Below are 22,200 nucleotides of genomic sequence, written 5' to 3' on the forward strand. Positions count from 1 at the left end.
TTCGGGATGCCCAAGCTCCTTCTGAGCAGCGGTGCAGACACTCTTGATCTCGACGAGATCGCGACCAAGGGCCTGGGTTACCAGGCCAAGACGGGGACGACCGGCTTCGGTCTCCCCGCCGTCAACATCCAGTGGCTCGAAGGGGCCGGCGACGGTGCCACCTACCGGCGCAGGCGCGTTCTCGCGCGGGACATCGACATACCCATCGAGATCCTCGCGAGGAACCGCAACGACCTCAGTGCGCGCATCTCCCGGCTGGCCCTCGCGCTGGCCGGGAGGTGCACCCTCACCGTCCTCAACGATGACGGAACGAGCTGGTTCACCGACGTCTACCGCTCGGGCGGAGGCGAGTACACGTACGGCGTGGAGACCATCGGCGAGCGCGAGTTCGAAACGGTCGTCTCCTTCCGTGCGCCTGACCCGTACTGGACCTCCTCGGTCGCCGAGGCCCGAACGATCACCGGCGCCACCTCGGCGCCGTTCCTGTCCTCCCTGTCCAAGCTGAACGTCGCGGCCTCGCAGGCGATCGGCGAGATCGAACTCAACAACTCGGGTGACGCCGAGGCGTATCCGATCTGGAAGATCTACGGCCCCGGCAAGACCTTCACGGCCGTCTCGCCCACGGGTGAGCGGCTGCGCTGGACCGGCACCCTCACCGCCGGCCAGATCCTCACCATCGACACCAAGCGAGGCACGGTCACCGACCAGACGGGCGCCAACCGATACAACCTGCTCGACACGGCGCCCCGGTTCTGGACGGTCAAGCCGGGCCTGTCCACGGCGGAAGCCTCCCTCCTGGACATCACGAGCGCCTCGCGCATCGTCTGCTCCTGGCAGCCGCGCAAGTGGATGGTGGTGTGATAGTGCGACTACAAGACATCACCGTCGAGGTACGGGACAAGGCGCTGACTCGGGTGGGCATGGTCCGCCCCGAGGAACTGATCTTCGAGATGCAGGACACGTTCAACAACGTCGGCTCCTGGAAGATCACCCTCGGGGCGGAGCACCCCCTCACTCCGCACCTGCGCACCCCCGGCTCGGGCCTGGTCGTCACCGGCCCGACCTACACCATGCTGTCGGGCCCGACCACGAAGTTCGAGTACGCGGCCACCCCAGAAGATCCGGGCGGCTCGGTCGTCTTCGAGGGCGTGTCCGACGACATCGTCCTCTCCGACATGCTGGCCTTCCCCGAACCGACCAACCCGGACGGGGCGACGCAGGCCCTGGCGCACGACGTCAGACAAGGCCCCGCGGAAAGCGTCATGCACTCGTTCGTCAAGGCGAACATCGGTCCAACAGCCCCGGTTGGACGCCGTAAGACAGGGCTCACGATGGGGACCGACCTCGGTCGGGGCCCGAACGTCGTGAAGAGTGCGCGCTTCCCCGTGCTGGGCAACCTGCTCACCGAGCTGGCCCTTCTGGGGAACCTCGGTTTCCGTGTCATACAGCGCGGGTCCAACCTCGTCTTCGAGACGTACGAGGTGACGGACCGGTCGGACTTCATCCGGCTGGACGTCCTGAACGGAACACTGTCCGGCCAGCGCGCGACGATCTCCGCCCCCGGCGTGACTCGCGCCATCGTGGCCGGACAGGGAGAGCTGACCAAGAGGCAGCTCCTCCAGGTCTCCTCGCCGACGAGCGTCACAGCCGAAGGCGACTGGGGCCGGCGCATCGAGCAGTGGATCGACCAGCGCAACACGGACGACTGGAAGGAACTCCAGCAGTCCGGGGACGAGGCCATCGCGGACGCTGGTTTCACGAAGGTGGACGTCCAGCTCGTGCCGATGGAAGACACCGCGATGACCCTCGGCAAGGACTGGGGCCTCGGTGACCGCGTCGCCGTCGTGGTGGACAACCAAGAGCTTCTGTCCAACGTGACCGGCATCGCGATGAAGGCAGGGTCCAACGGCTTCCAGGTCGGCGCCGTCCTCGGTGACGCGACCGGGTTCAACCTCGACATCGCGTTGAACAAGCGGCTGTCCAACGCCGAGAAGCGTGTCTCACACCTGGAGCGCTCGGACGCCGGGACCGGCGGCACATCAGAAATCATGTCGATCATGGGGGTGTGGTGATGGCTACGCCCATCAGCTTCTTCCGGGGCACGGCCCCGACAACCCTGACGACCGCCTACACCGTCCCCGAGGCGGGCACGGCGATCGTCACGAACATCGTCGCGGCGAACCCCGGCACAGCCGTGGGCGCGGTCGTCGTGAAGCTCGACGGAGTCGAGATCCTCCCGGCTGTCGGCATCGCCGCGAAGGGCGTCCTCACGCTGGAGATCAACCAAGTCATCTCCGAGGACCAGACGATCCAGGTACAAGGCAGCGGCTCGGCGTGCACCCTGCACGTCTGCGGAGTGGAGGTTGTGTAAGTGGGACTGAGCGTATGGCCGGCCCCAGAGGATTCCGGCGTCGTCGGTCCCACTGGAGCAGCCGGCCCGAAGGGCGACACGGGAGCGACCGGCGCCAAGGGTGCGACCGGATCGACCGGAGCGCAGGGCGTTCAGGGAGTGGCCGGCAAGTCCGTCCTCCAGGGCGTAGAGGTCCCCGCGGCCTCGCTCGGAACGGACGGCGACGTCTACCTCCAGAAGACCGAGAACACCTTCCTGGGCGTGACCAGCGCGACCGTCGCCGTCTACGTCAAGGCGGCCGGCACCTGGTCCAAGGTCGGGACCGACCTGCGAGGCGCGGCCTGGTACGTCAACTCCGGTTCGACGCCGAGCACTGACACCAAGCCCGGCGACATGCTCCTCAACACCACGTCCGGCGCCCTGTACCAGCGCACCGCGAGCGGCTGGGGCTCCTCGATCGGAACCCTGAAGGGCGCGACTGGCGACACCGGCCCGGCCGGACCGCAGGGCCCGAAGGGTGACCCCGGCACCGTCGAGAACGCGGTCCCCAAGGTCGGCACGGTCGACGGCGCCAACATCTATCTGAAGGGCGACGGGGTCTCCGCCCCGCTCAACGTCTACGGCAACAACGTGGACGACAAGCGCATAGCCGTCCTGAAGTCCGGCTCGGTCTACAGCAACGGCGCGGCGAACACTTTCTACACGGTGGGCGTCGGCGACACCACGACCGACTTCGCGGGCGGCAGCTACGTCATGGCGATGAAGAACGCCGCGACCTTGCCCACCACGAATCCGGTGAACGGTGTCGTCGCCTACTCGCAGGCCGGCGTTTTCAAGGTCAAGCAGGCGGACGGCTCGACCGTCGTTCCTGCCGACGCGCTCCCGAAGGCTGGCGGAACCCTGACGGGGTCCGTCGACATGAAGCCCACCTCCGGGGACGCCCTCACCGCGTACGGCAGTACCGACCCGGCCACGTACTTCCGCGTCACGTCGGCCGGCCACCCCTACAGCAACAGCCTCCGGTCCACCTTCTACAACGTCGGCGTAGGCGACACGACCACCCCGTTCGGCGGTGGCGTCCGCGTACTCGGGATGCAGAACGCCACGACCGTCCCGACGACCAACCCGTCCAACGGTGTCGTGGCCTACGCCGAGGGTGGCGTGATGAAGGTCCGCCAGACCGATGGACAGGTCATCACCGTTGGCTCGCAGCCCGCGCTTCCCAGCCTGTGGGAACCGGAGGATCTCGGCCTGAAGGCGTGGGCCTACGACCCGGCCGTCTCCCAGTCGGCGCCGATCTACTGCGGGACCACGCCGCGCCTGGCTGCGGTCAAGCTGAACAAGCGCACCTCGATCACGAAGATCGTGTGGCACTTCGGCGGCTACGCGGGCGGCCTGATCGCCGGGTCCTGGGCCGCGATCTACAACGCGTCCACCATGGTCCGCGTCGGCAACGCGACCACGATCGAGGCAGGCAACGAGCCGGCCGAGCAGCACGACCCCGGCGGCAACGCCTCGGCGACGACGCTGGACGCGGCCGTGACCCTGGACCCCGGCGTCTATTACGTGGTGTGGCGGTTCAACTACAACACCACCACGGGCGACGGGCCGATGATCCTCGGCATCGAGAACTCGTACGGAGGGCCGGCAAACCAGTTCGGCCTCAACAACCTCTGGCGCTACGGCCGACTGTCCACGTCGCCGACGACGTCGCCCTCCCCGCTCTCTGGCGTCGCCAACGAGTCCAACCGTTTCTGGGTCGCCCTCGCGTGACCCTCCCCCTCTAAGGAGTCACCCCCTTGGCCATCACTGGCGGTCTCGTCCGCGCCCACTACGGCACCGACGAGATGAAGCTCCAGGACTACATCCACATCACGATCGACCCGGACATCCCGGAATACCTCCAGGGCTCGCTCAGCCACATCGAGCGGGCGGCCGTCGTCGATGCCGCGCTGGCTGCGGCCGTGGCCGCACTGCCGGCCTCCTTCGGTCTCGCTGTGGCGAGTCGGATCGACGAGGTGCCCACCGAGGTTGCCCGCCGCTAACGCCGACTCGCCCCGACCCGCAGGCCCCCGAGTGACTTGGTCGCTGGGGGCCTTTCCTATTCCCAGGAAGGACCCCCAGTGACCATCACGTCCTACCCCTTCGATGAGCAGCCGGTCAGCGAAGGCCAGTTCTCCTACCTCTTCCGCGAGCTTCAGTCCACGGGCGTCGCCGATCAGGTGGGCGGCTCCTCCTTCAACACCTACGGCGACAGCTCGGGTATGCAGGTCAAGGTGGCCCCCGGCTTCGCCCTGGTGCGTGGCCACGCGGTGCAGTCGACGGGCACCGAGACGATCACCATCGCGGCGGCCTCGACGAGCGCCCGCATCGACCGCGTGGTCCTGCGCCTGGACCCGGCCGCGAACTCCATCGTGCTCGCCGTTGTGCAGGGAGCGCCCGGCGGTGGCGTTCCCGCCCTCACCCAGACCGACACCGGTGTCTACGAGTTCCCGCTGGCTCAGGTCTCGGTCGCCGTGGGTGCTGCAACGATCTCGGCCTCGGCCGTGACGAGCGAGCGCCGGTTCATCGGCAACACCGTGGGCGGCTGGACGAGCACGACTCGACCCCAGTCACCGCGGATCGGCCGGCTCGGGCTGAACACCTCGACGAGCACGTGGGAGTACTGGACCGGCTCGGCCTGGTCCGCGCTCGCCCCGACCGTGACGTGGGCCTCGATCTCCGGTCGGCCCAACGAGTTCACGCCTGGCAGTCACACGCATGACTGGGGCGACGTCATCAACAAGCCGACCGCCTTCAACCCCAGCACCCACACGCACGACTGGGCGCAGGTCACGGGCAGGCCGGCCACGTACCCGCCCAACTCGCACGGGCATGACTGGGACGAGATCAGCGGAAAGCCGTCCACGTTCGCGCCGGCCTCCCACTCGCACACCTGGGCCTCGATCACCTCGAAGCCTGACACCTTCGCGCCGTCGTCCCACTCCCACTCGGGCTACCTCACGTCGGGCTCGACGATCGCCTGGGCCAACGGCTCGAAGAAGCCGCACGCGAACTCTGCCAGCGGCTCGGGCACCTGGTACGCGGTCTGGGTTGAGGGAGACGGCACCTTCTGCCGGAACACCTCCTCGATCAAGTTCAAGGAGAACGTCAGGGACTTCGACGTCCACGCCGAGGACGTCCTTGCCCTGCGCCCCGTGGTCTACGACCGCAAGGACCAGGTCAAGGAAGACGGCTCCGTGAAGGAGGGCCGCAAGGACGAGGTCGGCCTGATCGCTGAAGAGGTCGAGGCCGCCGGCCTTTCCTGGCTGGTCAACTACCTCGACGGCGAAGTGGACGGCCTGCGGTACGACCTCCTGGGCGTCGCGCTGCTCCCGGTCGTCCAGCGCCAGGCCGCCCAGCTCGCGGCCATGGAGACTCGCCTCGCCGCGCTGGAGTCCAAGGCCGCCTGATGATGACGCTCGCTCTCGAACCCACTGTTCAGGTCGCCGCCGTCACCGCAGGCGGCACGATCCTGGTCACCCTGATCGGCATCGGAGCCGAGTTCCTGCGCCGTCAGACTCGCGCCATCAACGAGATGCGCGAGCACACCCAGGAAGCACGCGACCAGGTCGCGAACACGCACACCACGAACCTGCGAGATGACCTCGACTCCGTGATGTTCCGGATCGATCGCGTCCTCGCCGGCCAGGAGCGCCACGACGACGCCCTCCGTCAGCAGGGCGCAGAGATCGCCGGCCTCCGCTCGGACATCGCGCACGAGCGCCGTGAGCGCCTGGCGGTGGCCGAGCGCCTCGACGACCACATGGCATCCACCAACGCCTGACCCATCCCCTTCCGAAGGCCCTGTCTCCCAGTGAGGCGGGGCCTTCGGCGTTCCCTTGGAGGCACACCCTTGACTGCTCACATCTACCCGAAGGCCGACGCGACGTCGCAGTGGTTCCACACCGCGTACCAGGGCGACACCATGGCCCACCCGAACGTGATCGTCCTGCACACCACGGAGGGCAGCTCGTTCCCGTCGTACGGGGGCGGTGGCTCCGCGCCCACCTTCACGATCAAGGGCGGCACCGTCCGTCAGCACTTCTACGCCAACGAGTCCGCTCGGGCTCTGGTCAACGCGGCCGGCGGGGTTCAGACCAACACGCTCAACGCGATCCAGATCGAGCTTGTGGGCACGTGCGACAAGGGCGGCCCTGGCCTGTACTGGCCGGACGCTGATGACGCGGACCTTGCGGCCCTGGCCGAGCTGGTGAAGTGGCTGACGGACACCTACCCGATCCCGGTCGTGTCGACGTCCAAGCCGTGGCTGTCCTACCCGTCGAGCTACGGGTCCGCCCGTGGTCAGCGCATGTCGTTCGCCGAGTGGGAGAACTTCAACGGGATCTGTGGACATCAGCATGTCCCGGAGAACGACCACGGCGACCCCGGTAACTTCCCGATCAAGCGCCTGATCGAGCTGGTCAAGGGCGCCAAGCCGTCGACCGGCGGTTCGACCGCTCCCTCGGAGCCGGCAGCCTGGGACGGCAAGAGCTTCCCCGGCGCGAGCGCCTTCGTCCTGGGCAAGTCGCACCCGGCCGTCACGGTCCTCGGTCAGCGCCTGGTCGCTCACGGGTACGGCCGCTTCTACTCGGTCGGTCCTGGCCCGACGTTCGGCCAGGCCGAAAAGGACGCGACGCAGGCGTTCCAGAAGGCCCAGGGCTGGAGCGGCGCGGACGCTGACGGCTACCCCGGCTCGTCCACCTGGTCCCGCCTGATGGCGGCCCCGGCGACTGCGGCCAAGACGTACCTGTCCCTGTCCACGGGCGTGAAGCCGGGCGCGAAGCACGCGCAGGTGAAGAAGCTCCAGACGTTCCTCGTCAAGGCCGGGTACGGCCCGATCAAGGGCTCGGTCACGGACTTCTACGGCGCGGAGACGCAGGCCGCGGTGGCTCGCTTCCACAAGAAGAACCCGGCGCTGTCCTCGAAAGCGTACGACCCGGCGATCGGGTCCAAGGGCTTCGTCGAGCTTCAGAAGGAGGCCGAGTGAGCCAGCACGCTAAGCCCTTGGGGCTGATCCTTCCTCTCCTGCCGAAGCGGGTACAGCCGTACGCCAAGGCGGCGGTCGCCCTGCTCGGCGCCCTGGCCGGCCTCGCGGTGATGTACGGCATCGACGAGCCGAGAATCGCGGCGGCCGTCCAGGTGCTCACCGCGCTCGGTGTGTACGTCCAGCCCAACGGAGAGTCCGAGTAACACAGAAGCCCCCACTGACCTCGCGGTCGGTGGGGGCTCTCTTCTCGTCTCAGCCCTTCTGTGCCTGCTTCTGGGCCTCGATCTCCTCCAGGGTCATGATCTTCGGCGCCCTGCTGGCGGTCTTCGCGGGAGTCTTCTTCGCAGGGGTCTTCTTCGCCGCAGCCTTCTTCGCCGTCGTCTTCCTTGTCACCCGTTTGACGGCAGGCGCCGGGGCCGTCCGAGCCTCTGCCGGGGCCGCGACCTGCGCACCCTTCGCCTGCTGGATCAGTTCCTCGATCGGCGCGGCGTGCGTCCCGCAGAGGTCCAGGTCGACAGGCTCCTCACCCTCGGGCGTGATGGTGTAGGTCTTCGCCGGGGTCAGCTTGTCGAGGTCGCAAGCGGTGATCTTCATCGGGGCTCCGGTGGATTCTGTAGCCAGCGCTACGGTCGCGGGTGTGCAGGGTTGACAAGGTCGGGGCATAATGGGAGTGTAAGTAGTGCAAGATCAAGACCGCCGGTAACACACGCGGTAACACACCGAGGGAAGGACGGCCATGGGGGCACGCAAGATCCAGGACAAGGAAGAGGTCATCAGATGGTTCGAGGAGGGCTGGACGTACCAGGAGATGACCGAGGAGTACAAGCGTAAGTACGGCATCGACACCGTCTCCTCGATGTGGGGGAACTTCCGGTACCGCGAGGGGCTGGACCGGCGTATCGCACGGGACGACGAGCTTATCCCGTGGGCGGTGAAGAAGGAGCACCGTCAGCCGTACCCGATCATCATGCTGCGCGTGGAGGCCCGCAGGCGTGCCGGCCTGCCGCTCGACGAGGACAAGACCCAGCGGCTCGCGCGCTGGAAGCAGATGCTCGAAGACAACAACTGCGTCGTGCACTACGACCCGGACACAGAGGAAGGGTGGTTCTATGTGCCCCGCGAGGAAGGCGACGACGACATCATCCGTCGCCCGGAGCGCAAGACGACCAAGCGCAAGAACGCTGACGAGCACACCGACTACAGCAAGACGGACTACAACAAGTAGACGTCCCGACCCCTCTGACCTGCGAAGCCCCCTTCCCCGAAGGGGGCCTTTTCGTTATCAAAGAGGGCTGATCGTTTACTCCTCACCTACTCCGCTTGGGTTAGATTTTCCTTAACTTCTGGAGCTTCGTTGACACCCCCGCTCGGGTGTGCGACACTCCAGCCCCTGCCTAGTCATACTTACACACTTCGGAGATGATAGTGATACGAGTCCTGGAGAGGGCCGCACTGGTTGCCGATTCCGGCAACATCAGCGTTCACATCGACGCTGACGCGGAGGACTATCACATCCTGGTCAACCCCATGCAGCACAGCTCAACCGCGATGCGCGAGCTGCTGAACTTCCTCGGACAGATCGGCTACGAGCTGATCGACGAAGACGAGTACGAGCCCGAGTTCGACGAAGACGGCAACGTCCGTTTCTACCTCGCCGAGTGCGACCCGAAGGTGGCCGAGTGACACTGAACCTGATCGAGATCCCGCAGAAGTCCGCACACCCCAACCACGCCGTACCGCGAGATGGTTGGGGCCGACCCCTGGTAGTGCCGAAGGCCGGCGGGAAGCCGAAGGGCCACACCAGGACCACGACGTTCATCGACTGCATCGAGGACAAGTCCAGCCTGGTCGACTGGGGTAAGCGCATGGTCCTGTTCGGCGCCTCGCGCCGGCCGGACCTGGTGGACAAGGCCCGCGGCCTCGACCCCGAGAACGCGGACGACAAGAAGCAGCTCAACGCCCTTGCCGAGCAGGCAACCGCCGCGTCGGGCGCCAACGACAAGCGCGAGCGGGGAACCTACCTCCACACGCTCTCGGAGCTGGTCGACGCAGGTCAGCCCCTGCCGGCCTCGGCCTCCAAGCAGGACATCGCCGACATGGGCGCGTACCTCATGGAGACGTCGGTCCTGAAGGTGATCTCCGTCGAACAGTTCGTCGTCGTGAACGAGTTGGGCGTGGCCGGCACCTTCGACCGCATGGTCCAGTACGCCGGTCCCGACCCTGACGGGCAGTGGATCGAGGACGAGTTCATCGCGGACCTGAAGACCGGCAGCGTGAAGTACGGCGGCCTGAAGATGGCGGCCCAGCTCGCGGTGTACTCGCGCGGCGAGGTCTACGACCACACCCGCTTCCCGGTGAACGTCGACAGCAAAGCCGAGCTTGCTTCTTTCAAGAAGCGTGTGATAGAAGTACAGGACGCGGAGGGCGCTTACTCGCCTCTGCGGCCGGTCAACCAGAAGTGGGGCATCATCATCCACCTGCCTGCGGGTGAGGGTGAGTGCACGCTGTACTGGGTTGACCTGGAGATCGGATGGAAGGCGGCCCAACTGGCGCTGACCATCCGCGAGATGCGGTCGTTGAGCCGTAAGGCGATGAAGCCCTTCGTGGCGCAGGTCACACAAGACCAGGTCGCTTCGGCCGCCTGAAAGTGTGATAGAGTGACGAAGTCAGCGGGGCAAGAGAGAGGAACAACCACTCAGTGAGTGAAACGAGCAGGGCCCTTACGGTCACGATCAAGTATGGCAAGTCGTATGACGATAGCTGGGCGGTCTTCAAGGGCCGGCCGGGCGAGGTCCGCGACGACATCCTGGATTTCTTCGGGATGGATCGTGATAGTGTGACTGGACTGACGTTGAGCGACATCGTCACGAACGCCACGAACCTTGCGCACGGCAAGGGCCTGATCGCCACGCAGCTCGGCGGCACGGTCATCGCAGAGGACACGCCCCCGGCCAAGCCGGCAGGCGGAGACCCGTGGGCCAGTCTCGGCGGTACGCCGCAGGCCGCGAGCGCGCCGACCGCCAGCCCCGAGCAGGACAAGAACGCGTGGATTCTCGGGGAGATCGAGAAGCAGACCAACCGCGCTGACCTGAAGAAGATCTGGGCCAACAACCAGTCCTTCTTCGCCGAGGCGGCCGTGATGGATGCCTACAAGGCCAAGGGCAAGGCGTTGCCCGCATGAGCAAGGTGACCATCGTCAGCACGGTGACGTACGCGATCGAAGTAGACGTACCCCTCTTCTTCCTGGTCGACGAGAAGCAGTTCGCCGCCTCGCACGCCAAGGAACACGAGCGGTCTTTCCGTGCGGGCCTGCCCGCCGGAACCGAGCTGCTGGACGTGAAGGCGACGGCTGTCGTCGTCGCCGGCCGCCCGAAGTAGCAGCCACCAACACCGAACACCGACACCTTTCACCGAACATAGGAGAACCCCAACAGTGGCACTCAACCTCATCGACATCCCCGTCCAGGCCGGCGGATGGTTCAAGCCCGCAGACGTCCAGGGCTCCGCGGCTTTCCTCGTCGAGGTCCACTCCTTCGAGCGCCAGCGCCCCACGGCCAACGGCCCGAAGGACTCGGCTCTCTGCGACGTGACCGTCTTCCGGACGCCGGACCAGCTCGAAGCTGGCACCCCCGAGATCACCAAGGGCGTGCGCATCGAGCAGACGATCCTTGCCCGTGACCTTCAGGCCGTGGTCGGCGGCGCGACGATCGTGACCCTCGACCAGATCCCGCCGTCCAAGCCGGGTCAGCGTCCGGCGTGGGTGTGGCGCCAGCTCAGCGACGCGCAGGCCCGGAACAAGGTCATCGCGTACGCCAACGAGCGAGAGGCCAAGGCGGAGGCGGCTGTCGACGACGCCCCCGACTTCGACTGATCATAGTGTGTTAGTCGTGCATAAACAAGATCACGAGCCCGGAAGGAGGGCGATGGCAGGCGGTAGCGCCTGCTGGAAGGAGGTCTCCAGTGAGACCTACATGGGACACATGGGCCCTCGGTATCGCCGGGGCCGTAGCGACCCGAGCGGACTGTACGAGGTCCCAGGTCGGGGCTGTACTGCTCAGCCGTAAGCACCGCGTGCTCGGCGTCGGATACAACGGTCTGCCCGCCGGCATCCCTGGATGCGCGAGCGCAGGCAACTGCCCGCGAGGCCAGCTCTCCACCGCGGAGTGTGCCCGCGACACCGATTACTTCAACTGCTCGGCCACGCACGCCGAGAGGAACACGATCGAGAACGCCATCGAACAGGGCGTCGATCCTTCCGAGTTCCCCACCGCCACGTTGTACGTGACCCGCAAGCCGTGTCCGGCCTGCTCAACGCTCATCACTTCCGCCGGTATCCGGCGAGTCGTCGTCCTTGGAGAGGAGAACACCCCGTGCTCACCCCTGGTAGGTCTCTGGCGCTCCATGCAGAGTCGGGCAAAGAACTCCCTCGTGTAGAGGCGTTCGAGGATCTCTACGCCGCTGGTGTCCGCCCTCGTCACGGCGAGGTTGTGATGGTCGCCGGCCGATCCGGTACGCAGAAGTCGGGGTTCGCCCTCTTCTGGGTGGCGCAGATGAACTTGCCCACCCTCTACTTCTCCGCCGACATGAGCGCGTTCACCGCCTCGTCCCGGCTCGCTTCGATGGCGACTCGCGACACCACGGAGATGGTCGAGGCGGGCATGGCCGAGGGCGGGAAGTACCGCCAGGCGTACCTCGACGCGCTGTCCAGCTCGAACATCACGTTCAGCTTCGGCAGCCCGATCACGTGGAAGCAGATCGACGAGGAGATCGAGGCGTACATCGAGCTGTGGGACGCGTATCCGCAGGTCATCGTGTTCGACAACTTGATGGATTTCGAGGGCGCCGAGTCGGACTACACCGAGCAGATGGCGGTGATGCAGGGGTCTACCGAGCTGGCCCGCGACACGGGCGCCACGGTTATCCTGCTGCACCACGCGAGCGACAAGGCATGGGAGGCGAAGTCGTCCCCCTGGAACCCGCCGAGCCGCGACCAGATCAAGGGCGGCCTTTCCGAGAAGCCCGAGCTGTCCCTGTCGGTGGCGCTTGACCCCACGTCGATGGCGTACCACGTGGCGTGCGTGAAACAACGCATGGGCCCGTGCGATCCCACCGCGCAGCGCTACACCACGATGATCTGCGAGCCCGAGTACACCCGCTTCAAGCGGGCGGAGAAGCACACGATCATCCGGGCCCCGAAGCCCGTAGACGACTGGAGCCCGACGAAGGTCTTGCTCGGTTCATAAAGAAGGAGTGTGATAGAGTGACCGACGTTACCGCGAGGAACCGTCGCAACAAGCGCAAGGGCTCGCAGTGGGAGACGGACCTCCGCGAGGGCCTGCGCGGGCTGGGCTTCGACGTCGAGTCCCTGCGCCTGGCCGGCACCGAGGACGAGGGCGACATGGTCGTCCGGATCGACGGCTCGTTCCTGGTGATCGAGGCGAAGAACGCGAAGTTCGAGCCGGCCACCTTCGTCCGTGAGGCCAAGGTCGAGCGGCTGAACTTCGCCAAGCACCGCGGCCTCGACCCCGAGCTGGTCACCTCACTCGCCGTCGTGAAGGCGCGAGGCAAGAACTGGAGACAGGCGTACGTCCTGACCACGTTTGAGGACTACCTCGGCTTGGACGCCCAGTGATCGGTTTCATGGGGACAGACCCCGAGACCGCAGAGCGGGCCTTCGACGAGGCCGAGGCGTTCTTCGCCTACATCGAGGACCCGGACGCAGACCTGACCACGACCCTCGCCGTAGAGGAGCTGTACGGGGTGTCGGTGTGAGGTACGGGCGGGTCGGAGACCGGGACGAGCAGGGCGAGGAAGCCAAGCCCACGCTCGAAGCCGTGATGAACCACTTCGAGGTCGACTTCAACTCGGAGCGCAACACAGGGATGGCCAAGTGCCCCCTCCATGACGACAACACCCCATCGATGTCCTACAAGCTCGACGAGGGCCTGTGGAAGTGCCACTCCTGCGGACAGGGCGGTGACAGCTACTCGATGATCATGCTGAAGGAGGAGACAGATTTCCCAGGAGCACGAGCCCTTGCGACCTCTCTCGGTCTCCCAGAGGGAGACTCTGGAAGAGGCGACCAGGGCGTACGAAGGAGCGCTTACGGCGGAGGTCGCTCAGTATCTCCACGCAAGGGGGCTGGGCAGGGAGGAAGCAACTTCCGCCCGACTTGGCGTCGTCGCTGACCCCTTCCCCGGACACGCGAAGTACAGGGGGATGCTGGCCATCCCCTACCTGGACCGCAACGGCAAGCCGCTGACGATCCGCTTCCGGTGCCTCCAGGAGCACAACCACCGCGACTTCTTCCACGGCAAATACAACACGCTCAAGGACGACATCCCTCGCATGTACGGGATCGACTCCATCCACCAGGCCGGGGACGAGATCCACATCACCGAAGGTGAGCTGGACCGGGCCATCCTGCGCAAGCTCGGCCTGTACGCCGTGGCTGCACCCGGCGCGAACATGTGGGCCGGCCGTCACCGCCGGATGCTCGCCGGGTTCTCGAAGGTCTGGGTCTGGGGTGATCCGGACGAGGCCGGCGCGGAGTTCTCCGCGAAGATCTGCCGCCAGCTCCGCACCGCGAAGGCCGTACGGATGCGCGACGGCGACGTGACGGAGACCTACCTCCAGGGCGGGGCGGACTCCATCTTCAACCTCTACCGAAAGGACTTCGAGACCGCAGCATGAGTGAGACCACCGCGAAGAAGACCACCCGCAAGCCCGACCCCCTGACCCGCGTCTTCAACGACGTACGGGCAGCCGTGAAGAACCTCGGCGAGTACCCGGCGAAGCCCGGCACGGACGACAGGCGCCGCCAGCACGACGGCCGAGCCTCGGCCTGGGGCAAGGAGTATGGACGCCAGGGCACCTTCGAGGCCCTGCTTCTCTCGTACGCCTTCGAGTCGCTCGCCGCCTACGAGCACGAGCAGCGCGAGGCCCTGGTGCAGCTCGCCGCTATCGCCCTGGCTCAGGTCGAGAAGCTGGACGGTGCGAAGTGAACGACGACTTCGAGTTCGAGGCACCGGAGCCCGAGGAGACCGAGCCGGTCATCGACCAGTACGGCACGGTGAAGCGGGCGGCCTCCATCGTGGGTGACCTGCGCAAGTGCCTGCGCGAGGAGGGTTTCACCAAGGAGGAGACCTTCGAGCTGGTTCAGGCGTACTGGGTCTCCGAGATGAGCGTGTTCTAGTGCCGCTGCCTGGAAGTGCCGGCCCGGCGCTCGACAAGATTTGGACCGACCTCGGGGAGCGCGAGCGTGACCTGTTCTTCGATCACCTCTTCGGGGGCACGAGCGCCGACTGGCTGGCCACGACGCTCCGCAAGTGGGGACACGACGTGTCCGCCACGACGATACGAACCTATCGGCGATCCCTTCGCCAGACCGGAGTGTGATAGTAGTGCCTGGATCGCTGAAGGATGAGCTTCTCGCGAAGCCCGTGGGCCCGTCCATCCCGCCCCGTCAGACCGTCCCCGAGAAGGACTTCACCCGGCAGATCGAGGTGAGCGGGGACGAGGCGGCCGTCACGGTCCGCGGTGAGACCTTCGAGGAGAACGAGAGCGCGGCCAGCGCGGTCCTCCAGGGCCAGGGCCTCGACCCGGCCGAGTGGACGGTGACCGGGCTCCGTAGCTCGGAGTGGACGATGGCCAACGGAGAGACGGGCCTGTCGACCCGCTTCACCTTCGCCCGAGCCGGCACTTCCTCGACCGGCGAGCGTCCCCCGATCGATGACCTTCTGGCCGCGATCAAGACGCACGGGACGGAGCCGGCCTTCACGGAGATCGAGGGTGACCACACCTTCATCGTGGCGCTCGGCGACACCCAGTTCGGCAAGATCGACGGCGACGGGATCGAAGGCACCATCACCCGGACGATCGCCTGCCTCAACGCGGCGGCCGACCGGCTGAGCTGGTACCGCGAGCGGTTCAACATCGAGCACGTCCACATCGCGTGGCTCGGTGACCATGTCGAAGGGTTCGTCTCGCAGGGCGGGGCGAACACGTGGCGCACTCAGCTCACGCTGACCGAGCAGATCCGTCTTACCCGCCGGGTCATGCTCCACGCGGTCCTCACTTTCGCGCCGATGGCCAACCGCCTGACGGTGGCCGCTGTGCCGGGCAACCACGGTGAGGCCGTCCGGATCAACGGCAAGGGCACGACGCGGTACGACGACTCCCATGACACCGAGTCCCTGATCGCGGTACAGGACGCGGCCAAGCTGAACCCGGAACTGTTCGGGCATGTCGAGTTCTTCGTCCCGGACACGGACGAACTGACGGTCGTAGTCGAGTGCTCGGGCACGGTCGTCGCCCACGCCCACGGCCATCAGTGGCGGCCGGGCAAGCACTTCACGTGGTGGCAGGGCCAAGCCTTCAACCGCGAGTCGGCGATGCACCAGGCCGATCTTCTGCTGGCCGGCCACCTCCACCACGAGCACGTGGACAGCGACGGCCCGCGCACGTTCATCCAGCCGCCGGCCATGGAGAGCGAGTCGACGTGGTGGCGCCACGCCAAGGGGACGACCGGGGCCCCCGGACTGATCGTCGCAGTGACCAAGGACGGGGCCGTCCCCGTCAAGGAGGTAGTGAGTTGAGCTTCGCGATCACGGAGATCGAGACGCAGGCGTACGGGTCGGCAGAGGCCGCGTACACCGACTGGGCAGTCCTCGACGAGGAAGGTGTGCGGAGCGTTGCCCGAGCCGTGGCCCGCCAGTTCGGCCGGGACTACGCGCTGACCCTCGAAGAGGACGACGCCCACCAGGAGGCCCTCGTCATCCTGGCGACGCGGGGCCGGCAGGCTCGGCAGGCCCTCGCGCAGGGGACGGGCGTGCTGCACCGCTGGCTGCACCAGAGGCTTCGGGACCAGTTCCTCACCGAGGCCGGGCGCCGTACCGCGCTCACCTCCTTCGATGTCCTGGCCGGCGCCTGATGTACCAGCGTGCCGAGGTCGAGCGGGTGCTTCCCTACCTGTTCGATCCGATCGCGGCGTACGGGATCAAGTCCGAGGTCTACGTCGAGGACGGGATGCCGAAGGGGTACTCGGACCCCTCTCACGGCAACTCGGTCTTCGCCTCCCTCTCGGACGTCCGGCGGGCCTGGAAGGAAGCGGACCTCTCGCTCGTCGAGCGTCAGGCCGTGTTCATGCGGTTCGTCCTCGACGACACGTACGAGGACGCGGGCAAGCAGACCGGGAAGCAGAAGTCCGGCGCGAGGAAGGCCACCGAGAGGGGCGTCGGCAAGGTGACGGCCTGGCTCAACGGTGAGCCCTACGTGGACGGCTACGACTCGATGCCCGAGCTAGCCGCAGCGTGAAGTAACGAGGGACCGGGCGGGCCTGATGTGGCCCGCCCCCTCGTTGACCAGAGTGTGATAGACGTACAAAGGAGCCTTACTCAGTGACTGACCTCTTCGACGTTCCGTTCGGACCCTCCGGCCAGATCGTTTACGACCGCACGTACAGCCGGACCCTGGCCGACGGCTCGAAGGAGCAGTGGCCCGACACTGTCCGGCGTGTGGCCAAGGGCAACCTCGCCCTGGTCCACGGTGCCGACATGAGCGCCTGGAGCGCGCCCGTGAAGGCCGAATACGACGCGCTGGTCTCCCACATGGACCGGTTCGCCATCATCCCCGCAGGGCGCCATCTGTGGGCGACAGGCGTGAAGGGCCGGCAGTACCTGTTCAACTGCCACGTCGCGCCGTGGGGCGAGAAGCTCAGCCGGCACTTCGAGTTCCAGTTCATGCGCCTGATGGAGGGCGGCGGGGTCGGCGCGAACTACAGCTCGCGCTTCCTTGCCCCGTACGGTGCCCCGCGCCGTGAGCTGAAGGTCCACATCGTGTGCGACCCGATGCACCAGGACTATGAGGAGATGAAGGCCGCGGGGGTCCTCTCCGACGAATACAACTCGGACTGGGCCGGGGCCTTCGAGATCGAGGACTCGCGCGAGGGCTGGTCCGACGCCCTGGTGGACCTGCTCGACACCTTCATGGACGACCGGCACGTCCAGCACGCCGACCGCGTGTACGACGTCTCGCGCGTCCGCTGCAAGGGCAGCCGCCTGAAGACGTTCGGCGGCACAGCCAGCGGTCCGGGCCCGTTCGCCCGCATGATGCTGGAGATCGCGGCCGTCATGAACAAGGCGGTCGATCCCTTCTTCTTCGGCCACGGCCCGCACCTGTCCCCCACCGACGCCATGGAGATAGCGCACGCCATCGCGGAGTGCGTCGTGTCCGGCGGGGTCCGGCGCTCGGCCCGGATGGCGATCTGTCACTGGGACGACCCGGCGATCGACGACTTCCTGGAGTGCAAGGCAGACGGCTCGAAGCACTGGACCACGAACATCAGCGTCGAGATCGACGACACGTTCATGGCCGCCCTCACCAACGAGGACCACCCCGAGCACGAGAACGCCCGCTTCGTCCACCAGCAGGTCGTTGCCGGGATGCTCAAGAACGGGGAGCCCGGCTACTGGAACAGCTCCGCCTCGAACGAGGGCGAGACCGGCACGGTCATCGCGACCAACCCGTGCGGCGAGATCGCGCTGGAGCCGGCCGAGAACTGCAACCTCGGCCACGTGAACCTGGACTACTTCGCCCCCACGGCGAGCGGCGCCAGGGTGGACCGCGTCGGCCTGCAACGGGCGCACAAGCTGATGACCCGGTTCCTGATCCGGGCCACCTACGGCGACGTGAACGACGACCAGCAGGCCGGCCTTCTCCTGCGGAACCGACGCATCGGCGTAGGCCACCTCGGAGTCCAGGGCTACCTCGCCAAGCAGGGCATCCGGTACTCGAAGGCCGCGTACAACGAGGGCTTCCGGGCCCACCTTGCGGACCTGTACGACGCGGTCCGTGAAGAGGCCCGCGAGTACGCCTTCGAGCTGCGGATACCCGAGCCGGTCAAGGTCACCACCGTGGCGCCGACCGGGTCCATCGCCAAGCTGCCGGGGGCGACGGAGGGAATCCACCCGATCTACGCCCGCCACTTCATCCGCCGCGTGCGCTTCTCGATGCCGGACCCGGCGCAGGCCAAGACCGTCCGCGACTTCGAGGCGCAGGGGTACGCGGTCGAGCCCTGCGTGTACGACCAGTCGGGCAACACCTTCGTGGTGGCGTTCCCGACGAAGGAGAAGCTCGTCGCCGAGGTCGAGGAGCTGGGCTTCGACCCGACGATCGTCGAGTCCGCCGACGAGCTGTCCCTTCACGAGATGCTCGCCTTCCAGGCGATGTATCAAGAGTGCTGGGCGGACAACGCCGTGTCCTTCACGGTGAACTTCCCGGAGGGCAAGTACAAGGTCCACGAAGCGATGGACATCATCCAGTCGTGGTTGCCGGCCCTCAAGGGCACGACCCTGATGCCGGACGGCACTCGTCCGCAGAGCCCTTACGAGCGGATCAGCGAGGACGAGTTCAACTCCTACTCGATGACCACGATCGAGGACTCCACGGACGAGGACTGTGCATCGGGCGCCTGTCCGATCCGGTAACGACACAAGCCCCCGACCCAGCGCAGGGTCGGGGGCTTGTGCGTGTCGCCTGGCTATGGGCGGTTGGTCAACCGGTGCTGCCAGCGCAGCGCCGCCTCGTCGCCGATCCAGTGTGACGACGTGCGGGTGGCGATCTGCTGCCCGCCGATCCAGTACGTGTGACACCGGTCGGTGATGTGCAGCCGAACGGCGGTGATGTCCGGACTGCCCTCTTCCTGCCAGGCCAGGAGAGCTTCCTCGACGTCGTCCCAGAGGGTGACGGGCCCGCCCTGACGGACTTGCCAGTCGTCGCCATCGGGGGTGAACTCAGCCCACGACTCGCGTTCAGGGTCGAAGAGGTAGAGGAGTTCCGCGCCCCCGTTCGTTTTCGCACGGACGAGCTGAGCGCCAGGGGCCGCGACCTGGGCGAGGAAGGCCGGCATCCACTCGTCCAGCATGAGCGGCGACACCTTCGTCTGCCGCTCGCTGTCGGCATAGGCCGTGCGCGCACCGAGATCACCGGCGACTGGAGTCGCTGCCTGTGATCGGGCCTGCATGAACGAGGCCCGCCCGATGATCCGGCCCTCTGCCGTTCCGTCTTCGTTGACGGTCACCTTCGCGAGGCCGGCACCGTTCGCCCATGAGCCGACCGTGGCCAGGATGATCCCGCCGGGCTTGGTCTGTCGGACCCAGGTGTAGGGGATGCGGCGGACTGCACACGTGGCGATGACGCGGTCGTAGGGCGCACGGCGCGGGTGACCAAGGAGGCCATCGCCGGTCACGGTCCACGTGGAGAAGCCTGCGGCTTCCAGGGCGGCATCCGCGCGCGAGGCGACTTCGGGGTCGACTTCCACGGTGGTCACGTTGTCCTCGCCGAGGCGGTGACACATGAGGGCCGCGGAGTAGCCGGTGCCGGTGCCGATCTCCAGGACCTGGTGCCCGTCCTGCACATCCAGGCTTTCGATCATGCTGACCACGAGGGCCGGGGTCGTCGAGGAGGAGGTGGGCAGGCCCGCCACGGGCTCGCTCACCTGGTCTGCGGTGAGGTGCCCGTCGAGCTGCGTGGTCAGCGTGTCGGGGGTGTAGGCGATCCGGAGCCACTCGGCAGGGTCGGACCCGAGGGCCGTTGCGGGCCGCCATCGTCCACCCTCGTACAGGAACACCCCGGGGTTCAGGAACAGCTCGCGCGGCACCGACTCCACGGCCGCTCGCCAGGCCGGCGTCGTAAGAGCGCCCTCCTGCACCAGTCGGCCGGCAAGGGCTCGCCTCTCGGCGGCACCATCGCTCATGTGGTCTCTCCTGCCAATAGGGCCGCGAAGGCGGCGGACATCTGCAAACCGGTGTGCGGCTCTAGCCAGCCCCACTGACCGTTCGGGTTCAGCTCCAGCCACCACAGATCCCCCGCCTGATCCACGGCGAAGTCGAAGCTGCCACTGACCAGCCGGTAGTAGTCCAGATAGGCGAGGAGCGCCTTCTCTACCACTGCGGGCAGGTCTACCACGCTGTACGACAGGGCCGAGTAGTCCTTGCGCCAGTCCAGGAGGCCCGACGCTATCCGCACTGCGAAGACTTGCCGCCCGACAACCAGCACCCGAAGATCGGCCACCTTGTCCACGACGGCTTGGAACAGGTGGGGAGCCACTCGCAGGCTCTCGTCGATCTCTTCGGCGGTGACTGGGTCTGCCCACCCCGTCACGGCTACACCGTCGCGCTGGTAGGGCGTCCAGCGCAGCGTTTTGTAGATCACGCGATCGTGTTCCGAGATGAACTCCCGCGCGTCGTCCGGATCGTTGGTCACCAGCGTGGGCGGCACCGTGAGGCCGAGGCGCTGGGCCGTGGCGAGCTGTGCGGGCTTGTAGTCGGCCTCTGCGACGCGTAGAGGGTGGTTCACCCAGAGGGGCCCCTCCATGGCGTACAGAGCGCCACCGAGGCCGTACCGAACCTGCGCCGCAGCGAACTGGGCATCGTCGGACTCCAGGCTCGGGAACGTCGGCCAGATGGGGCGACGCCAGTACACCGCGCGGACGTCGGCGAGGTCGGCGGTTCTCGACGGGGTGCGCACGTGCCCGACCACGGGGGCCGGGCACGTGCCGAACCGAGCCGAGACCGTCAGGTCTGCCCCGATGTCAGCCGGGTTGAATCTGACTACCGGCACATCGAGCCGGTTGAGTTCCGTGATCACCATGTCGGCGGTGACGTCGTCCGCCTCGGTGGCCACGAGTACCGGCCTCTTCTCGGTCGCGGTCATCAGTCCGTGTCGCTGCCCTGGTCGGACCCCTGGTCGTTACCCGACTGGCCGTCCGAACTCGTGGACGTGGTCGTCTCGGTGCCCGTACTGGTGCCGTGCTTGCCCATCTCGACGACGCGGCCGGCGTGGTCCAGGAAGGTGCCGAGCTGGGTGTCGGGGTCGATGGAGACCGACGCGTGCGGGAGGGGGATGGTGGTGGGGTACGGCGCGAGTCGGCCGGTGCCCCACGGGCGGACGGTGGTCGGGCTTGCGAGGGCGGTCATCAGTGCTCCTTTGGGTCTGGGGGCCAGCCTCGGAGAGAGGCCGGCCCACGGCCTTCCATGGGGTTGTCGTTGCAGACCCGCCCCGGTCGTCACTCGACCTGTCCAGGGTTTTGATACGACCGGGGCGGGGGCTTGTTGGGCCCGTCCTGCGGGGGTGACGGGGGAGCCATGGGGTGGGCACCGCGCAGGACGGACCGGTCTAGGGGTTGGTCGCCCGCCAGGCGAACGCCAGGACGAAGCCGATCGAGGCGGCGATCGTCAGGGCGAGCAGAGGGCCGGCCGCTCGGGATATCGCTCGCCAGATCACGAGCGGTCTCCGGGCTGGGGCTTCATCCACGTACGCCACGGGCGCGTGATCTCCTCGCGGTACGAGTTATGCGAGGGGTGCCGTCCGGAGTGCGCGAGACCCCACCCCTGCGGCTCGCCCCAGTCCTCGGAGCGCTCGGACTTCTCGGAGCAGGTGACGCACTGGAGCGCGTAGGTCATCGGCTCGGCGTTCGGCTCCTGGTCCGGGGCGATGGTCCACATGACGTGGCGGACGATGGCTCGCGGCTGTGTCGTCACGGTCGGCACCGGGTCTCGTAGTTGGCCACGGCGACGCGGGCGCTGAGCCGCTCCGTCTGGGTCAGCTCCCGAAGGTCGACGGGGTCGACCTCCCAGTAGTCGTCATCCGACAGGCCGTGTAAGCGCGTCGTGCCTTCGGGGCCACGTCGGACAACCCCGACTCGGCCGGTCTGCGTGTCCCTCATGACCGAGCCGATCTCGATACGGGGCTCGGCTTGCTGGTTGCTCGCCATGACCATGAAGCTACGAGGGGTAATGGCGGCGGGCCAGACATATAGCGA

General features: G+C 67.0%; 33 protein-coding genes. 27 read left to right on the forward strand and 6 right to left on the reverse strand.

The window, feature by feature from the left end; all coding sequences use genetic code 11:
- Positions 1-6: 6 nt before the first annotated feature.
- From F0344_RS12470 to F0344_RS12510, 9 genes are all read left to right on the forward strand, one after another.
- Complete coding sequence (locus tag F0344_RS12470; protein WP_185298858.1) at positions 7-861, forward strand: phage distal tail protein; 855 nt, start codon at positions 7-9, stop codon at positions 859-861.
- A 2-nt stretch (positions 862-863) separates the two neighbouring features.
- Positions 864-2,072, forward strand: coding sequence for a siphovirus ReqiPepy6 Gp37-like family protein (locus F0344_RS12475; RefSeq protein WP_185298859.1), 1,209 nt, complete (start codon positions 864-866; stop codon positions 2,070-2,072).
- Positions 2,072-2,371: a hypothetical protein gene (locus F0344_RS12480; protein ID WP_185298860.1), complete on the forward strand. Its 300-nt coding sequence runs from the start codon at positions 2,072-2,074 to the stop codon at positions 2,369-2,371. The genes F0344_RS12475 and F0344_RS12480 overlap by 1 nt, the downstream gene beginning before the upstream one ends.
- Positions 2,372-4,123 (forward strand): collagen-like protein, encoded by a 1,752-nt coding sequence (locus tag F0344_RS12485; RefSeq protein WP_185298861.1) that lies wholly within the window; start codon positions 2,372-2,374, stop codon positions 4,121-4,123.
- 26 nt (positions 4,124-4,149) lie between these two features.
- Complete coding sequence (locus tag F0344_RS12490) at positions 4,150-4,395, forward strand: hypothetical protein (RefSeq protein ID WP_185298862.1); 246 nt, start codon at positions 4,150-4,152, stop codon at positions 4,393-4,395.
- A 78-nt stretch (positions 4,396-4,473) separates the two neighbouring features.
- Positions 4,474-5,802 carry a tail fiber domain-containing protein gene (locus F0344_RS12495; protein WP_185298863.1) on the forward strand — a complete coding sequence of 443 codons (1,329 nt, stop codon included), beginning with the start codon at positions 4,474-4,476 and terminating at the stop codon, positions 5,800-5,802.
- Positions 5,802-6,176, forward strand: a complete 375-nt coding sequence (locus F0344_RS12500) for a DUF2746 domain-containing protein (protein ID WP_185298864.1) — start codon at positions 5,802-5,804, stop codon at positions 6,174-6,176. The genes F0344_RS12495 and F0344_RS12500 overlap by 1 nt, the downstream gene beginning before the upstream one ends.
- A gap of 69 nt (positions 6,177-6,245) precedes the next feature.
- On the forward strand, positions 6,246-7,379 hold the full coding sequence (locus F0344_RS12505; protein WP_185298865.1) for a peptidoglycan-binding protein: 1,134 nt from the start codon (positions 6,246-6,248) through the stop codon (positions 7,377-7,379).
- Positions 7,376-7,582, forward strand: a complete 207-nt coding sequence (locus tag F0344_RS12510) for a DUF7439 family protein (protein WP_185298866.1) — start codon at positions 7,376-7,378, stop codon at positions 7,580-7,582. Before F0344_RS12505 ends, F0344_RS12510 begins: the two co-directional genes overlap by 4 nt.
- Before the next feature lie 49 nt (positions 7,583-7,631).
- Here F0344_RS12510 and F0344_RS35705 read toward each other — a convergent pair whose 3' ends face one another.
- A complete protein-coding gene (locus F0344_RS35705) occupies positions 7,632-7,973 on the reverse strand; it encodes a hypothetical protein (protein ID WP_185298867.1) in 342 nt (113 codons plus the stop codon).
- A gap of 142 nt (positions 7,974-8,115) precedes the next feature.
- On the opposite strand from F0344_RS35705, the gene F0344_RS12520 reads away from it, so the two are divergent.
- The 18 genes from F0344_RS12520 (at position 8,116) to nrdJ (ending at position 18,865) form a co-directional block, all read left to right on the forward strand.
- A complete protein-coding gene (locus tag F0344_RS12520) occupies positions 8,116-8,604 on the forward strand; it encodes a hypothetical protein (protein WP_185298868.1) in 489 nt (162 codons plus the stop codon).
- Positions 8,605-8,798: 194 nt separating this feature from the next.
- Positions 8,799-9,062, forward strand: coding sequence for a hypothetical protein (locus F0344_RS12525; protein ID WP_219732131.1), 264 nt, complete (start codon positions 8,799-8,801; stop codon positions 9,060-9,062).
- Positions 9,059-10,024, forward strand: coding sequence for a hypothetical protein (locus F0344_RS12530; protein WP_185298869.1), 966 nt, complete (start codon positions 9,059-9,061; stop codon positions 10,022-10,024). The genes F0344_RS12525 and F0344_RS12530 overlap by 4 nt, the downstream gene beginning before the upstream one ends.
- A 53-nt stretch (positions 10,025-10,077) precedes the next feature.
- Positions 10,078-10,560, forward strand: a complete 483-nt coding sequence (locus F0344_RS12535) for a hypothetical protein (RefSeq protein ID WP_185298870.1) — start codon at positions 10,078-10,080, stop codon at positions 10,558-10,560.
- Positions 10,557-10,757 (forward strand): hypothetical protein, encoded by a 201-nt coding sequence (locus tag F0344_RS12540; protein ID WP_185298871.1) that lies wholly within the window; start codon positions 10,557-10,559, stop codon positions 10,755-10,757. The genes F0344_RS12535 and F0344_RS12540 overlap by 4 nt, the downstream gene beginning before the upstream one ends.
- A gap of 55 nt (positions 10,758-10,812) precedes the next feature.
- Positions 10,813-11,250: a hypothetical protein gene (locus F0344_RS12545; RefSeq protein ID WP_185298872.1), complete on the forward strand. Its 438-nt coding sequence runs from the start codon at positions 10,813-10,815 to the stop codon at positions 11,248-11,250.
- An 89-nt stretch (positions 11,251-11,339) separates the two neighbouring features.
- On the forward strand, positions 11,340-11,813 hold the full coding sequence (locus tag F0344_RS12550; RefSeq protein ID WP_185298873.1) for a deoxycytidylate deaminase: 474 nt from the start codon (positions 11,340-11,342) through the stop codon (positions 11,811-11,813).
- 56 nt (positions 11,814-11,869) lie between these two features.
- Complete coding sequence (locus F0344_RS12555) at positions 11,870-12,622, forward strand: helicase RepA family protein (RefSeq protein ID WP_258049901.1); 753 nt, start codon at positions 11,870-11,872, stop codon at positions 12,620-12,622.
- A gap of 17 nt (positions 12,623-12,639) precedes the next feature.
- Entirely contained in the window at positions 12,640-13,011 is a 372-nt protein-coding gene (locus tag F0344_RS12560; protein ID WP_185298875.1) for a hypothetical protein, read from the forward strand.
- Positions 13,012-13,019: 8 nt separating this feature from the next.
- Positions 13,020-13,151, forward strand: a complete 132-nt coding sequence (locus F0344_RS35710; protein WP_258049903.1) for a DUF7215 family protein — start codon at positions 13,020-13,022, stop codon at positions 13,149-13,151.
- A 110-nt stretch (positions 13,152-13,261) separates the two neighbouring features.
- Positions 13,262-13,567: a CHC2 zinc finger domain-containing protein gene (locus F0344_RS12565; protein ID WP_258050258.1), complete on the forward strand. Its 306-nt coding sequence runs from the start codon at positions 13,262-13,264 to the stop codon at positions 13,565-13,567.
- Between the two features lie 31 nt (positions 13,568-13,598).
- The gene (locus tag F0344_RS12570; RefSeq protein ID WP_185298877.1) at positions 13,599-14,072 is read left to right on the forward strand and encodes a toprim domain-containing protein; all 474 of its coding nucleotides are present in this window, start codon (positions 13,599-13,601) and stop codon (positions 14,070-14,072) included.
- Positions 14,069-14,383, forward strand: a complete 315-nt coding sequence (locus tag F0344_RS12575) for a hypothetical protein (protein WP_185298878.1) — start codon at positions 14,069-14,071, stop codon at positions 14,381-14,383. Before F0344_RS12570 ends, F0344_RS12575 begins: the two co-directional genes overlap by 4 nt.
- A complete protein-coding gene (locus F0344_RS12580) occupies positions 14,380-14,574 on the forward strand; it encodes a DUF7187 family protein (protein WP_185298879.1) in 195 nt (64 codons plus the stop codon). The genes F0344_RS12575 and F0344_RS12580 overlap by 4 nt, the downstream gene beginning before the upstream one ends.
- 208 nt (positions 14,575-14,782) lie before the next feature.
- On the forward strand, positions 14,783-15,976 hold the full coding sequence (locus F0344_RS12585; RefSeq protein WP_185298880.1) for a hypothetical protein: 1,194 nt from the start codon (positions 14,783-14,785) through the stop codon (positions 15,974-15,976).
- Positions 15,973-16,311, forward strand: a complete 339-nt coding sequence (locus F0344_RS12590) for a hypothetical protein (RefSeq protein WP_219732132.1) — start codon at positions 15,973-15,975, stop codon at positions 16,309-16,311. The genes F0344_RS12585 and F0344_RS12590 overlap by 4 nt, the downstream gene beginning before the upstream one ends.
- Positions 16,311-16,694: a hypothetical protein gene (locus F0344_RS12595; RefSeq protein ID WP_219732133.1), complete on the forward strand. Its 384-nt coding sequence runs from the start codon at positions 16,311-16,313 to the stop codon at positions 16,692-16,694. The genes F0344_RS12590 and F0344_RS12595 overlap by 1 nt, the downstream gene beginning before the upstream one ends.
- Positions 16,695-16,777: 83 nt before the next feature.
- On the forward strand, positions 16,778-18,865 hold the full coding sequence (gene nrdJ, locus F0344_RS12600) for a ribonucleoside-triphosphate reductase, adenosylcobalamin-dependent (RefSeq protein ID WP_185298881.1): 2,088 nt from the start codon (positions 16,778-16,780) through the stop codon (positions 18,863-18,865).
- A 53-nt stretch (positions 18,866-18,918) separates the two neighbouring features.
- Here nrdJ and tgmC read toward each other — a convergent pair whose 3' ends face one another.
- The 5 genes from tgmC to F0344_RS12625 all read right to left on the reverse strand — a co-directional run bounded on the left by tgmC (position 18,919) and on the right by F0344_RS12625 (position 22,152).
- On the reverse strand, positions 18,919-20,133 hold the full coding sequence (gene tgmC / locus F0344_RS12605) for an ATP-grasp peptide maturase system methyltransferase (RefSeq protein WP_185298882.1): 1,215 nt from the start codon (positions 20,131-20,133) through the stop codon (positions 18,919-18,921).
- Positions 20,130-21,092 carry an ATP-grasp ribosomal peptide maturase gene (tgmB, locus tag F0344_RS12610; RefSeq protein WP_185298883.1) on the reverse strand — a complete coding sequence of 321 codons (963 nt, stop codon included), beginning with the start codon at positions 21,090-21,092 and terminating at the stop codon, positions 20,130-20,132. Before tgmB ends, tgmC begins: the two co-directional genes overlap by 4 nt.
- Positions 21,092-21,355, reverse strand: coding sequence for a putative ATP-grasp-modified RiPP (gene tgmA, locus F0344_RS12615; protein WP_185298884.1), 264 nt, complete (start codon positions 21,353-21,355; stop codon positions 21,092-21,094). Before tgmA ends, tgmB begins: the two co-directional genes overlap by 1 nt.
- A gap of 303 nt (positions 21,356-21,658) precedes the next feature.
- Entirely contained in the window at positions 21,659-21,919 is a 261-nt protein-coding gene (locus F0344_RS12620) for a DUF7848 domain-containing protein (RefSeq protein WP_258049904.1), read from the reverse strand.
- Positions 21,916-22,152, reverse strand: a complete 237-nt coding sequence (locus F0344_RS12625) for a hypothetical protein (protein WP_185298886.1) — start codon at positions 22,150-22,152, stop codon at positions 21,916-21,918. Before F0344_RS12625 ends, F0344_RS12620 begins: the two co-directional genes overlap by 4 nt.
- Positions 22,153-22,200 lie beyond the last annotated feature (48 nt).

It is taken from the genome of Streptomyces finlayi (genome assembly GCF_014216315.1).
Classification (GTDB): Bacteria; Actinomycetota; Actinomycetes; order Streptomycetales; family Streptomycetaceae; genus Streptomyces; species Streptomyces finlayi_A.

Bases quoted from the DNA above. Each gene is read 5' to 3' on its own strand.
- F0344_RS12565 (WP_258050258.1), top strand. From the start codon at position 13,262: ATGGCCAAGTGCCCCCTCCATGACGACAACACCCCATCGATGTCCTAC.
- F0344_RS12540 (WP_185298871.1), top strand. From the start codon at position 10,557: ATGAGCAAGGTGACCATCGTCAGCACGGTGACGTACGCGATCGAAGTA.
- F0344_RS12470 (WP_185298858.1), top strand. From the start codon at position 7: ATGCCCAAGCTCCTTCTGAGCAGCGGTGCAGACACTCTTGATCTCGAC.
- F0344_RS35710 (WP_258049903.1), top strand. From the start codon at position 13,020: ATGGGGACAGACCCCGAGACCGCAGAGCGGGCCTTCGACGAGGCCGAG.
- F0344_RS12595 (WP_219732133.1), top strand. From the start codon at position 16,311: ATGTACCAGCGTGCCGAGGTCGAGCGGGTGCTTCCCTACCTGTTCGAT.
- F0344_RS35705 (WP_185298867.1), bottom strand. From the start codon at position 7,973: ATGAAGATCACCGCTTGCGACCTCGACAAGCTGACCCCGGCGAAGACC.
- F0344_RS12570 (WP_185298877.1), top strand. From the start codon at position 13,599: ATGCTGGCCATCCCCTACCTGGACCGCAACGGCAAGCCGCTGACGATC.
- tgmA (WP_185298884.1), bottom strand. From the start codon at position 21,355: ATGACCGCCCTCGCAAGCCCGACCACCGTCCGCCCGTGGGGCACCGGC.
- F0344_RS12500 (WP_185298864.1), top strand. From the start codon at position 5,802: ATGATGACGCTCGCTCTCGAACCCACTGTTCAGGTCGCCGCCGTCACC.
- tgmB (WP_185298883.1), bottom strand. From the start codon at position 21,092: ATGACCGCGACCGAGAAGAGGCCGGTACTCGTGGCCACCGAGGCGGAC.
- F0344_RS12625 (WP_185298886.1), bottom strand. From the start codon at position 22,152: ATGGCGAGCAACCAGCAAGCCGAGCCCCGTATCGAGATCGGCTCGGTC.
- F0344_RS12555 (WP_258049901.1), top strand. From the start codon at position 11,870: ATGGTCGCCGGCCGATCCGGTACGCAGAAGTCGGGGTTCGCCCTCTTC.
- F0344_RS12520 (WP_185298868.1), top strand. From the start codon at position 8,116: ATGGGGGCACGCAAGATCCAGGACAAGGAAGAGGTCATCAGATGGTTC.
- F0344_RS12575 (WP_185298878.1), top strand. From the start codon at position 14,069: ATGAGTGAGACCACCGCGAAGAAGACCACCCGCAAGCCCGACCCCCTG.
- tgmC (WP_185298882.1), bottom strand. From the start codon at position 20,133: ATGAGCGATGGTGCCGCCGAGAGGCGAGCCCTTGCCGGCCGACTGGTG.
- F0344_RS12480 (WP_185298860.1), top strand. From the start codon at position 2,072: ATGGCTACGCCCATCAGCTTCTTCCGGGGCACGGCCCCGACAACCCTG.
- F0344_RS12525 (WP_219732131.1), top strand. From the start codon at position 8,799: ATGATAGTGATACGAGTCCTGGAGAGGGCCGCACTGGTTGCCGATTCC.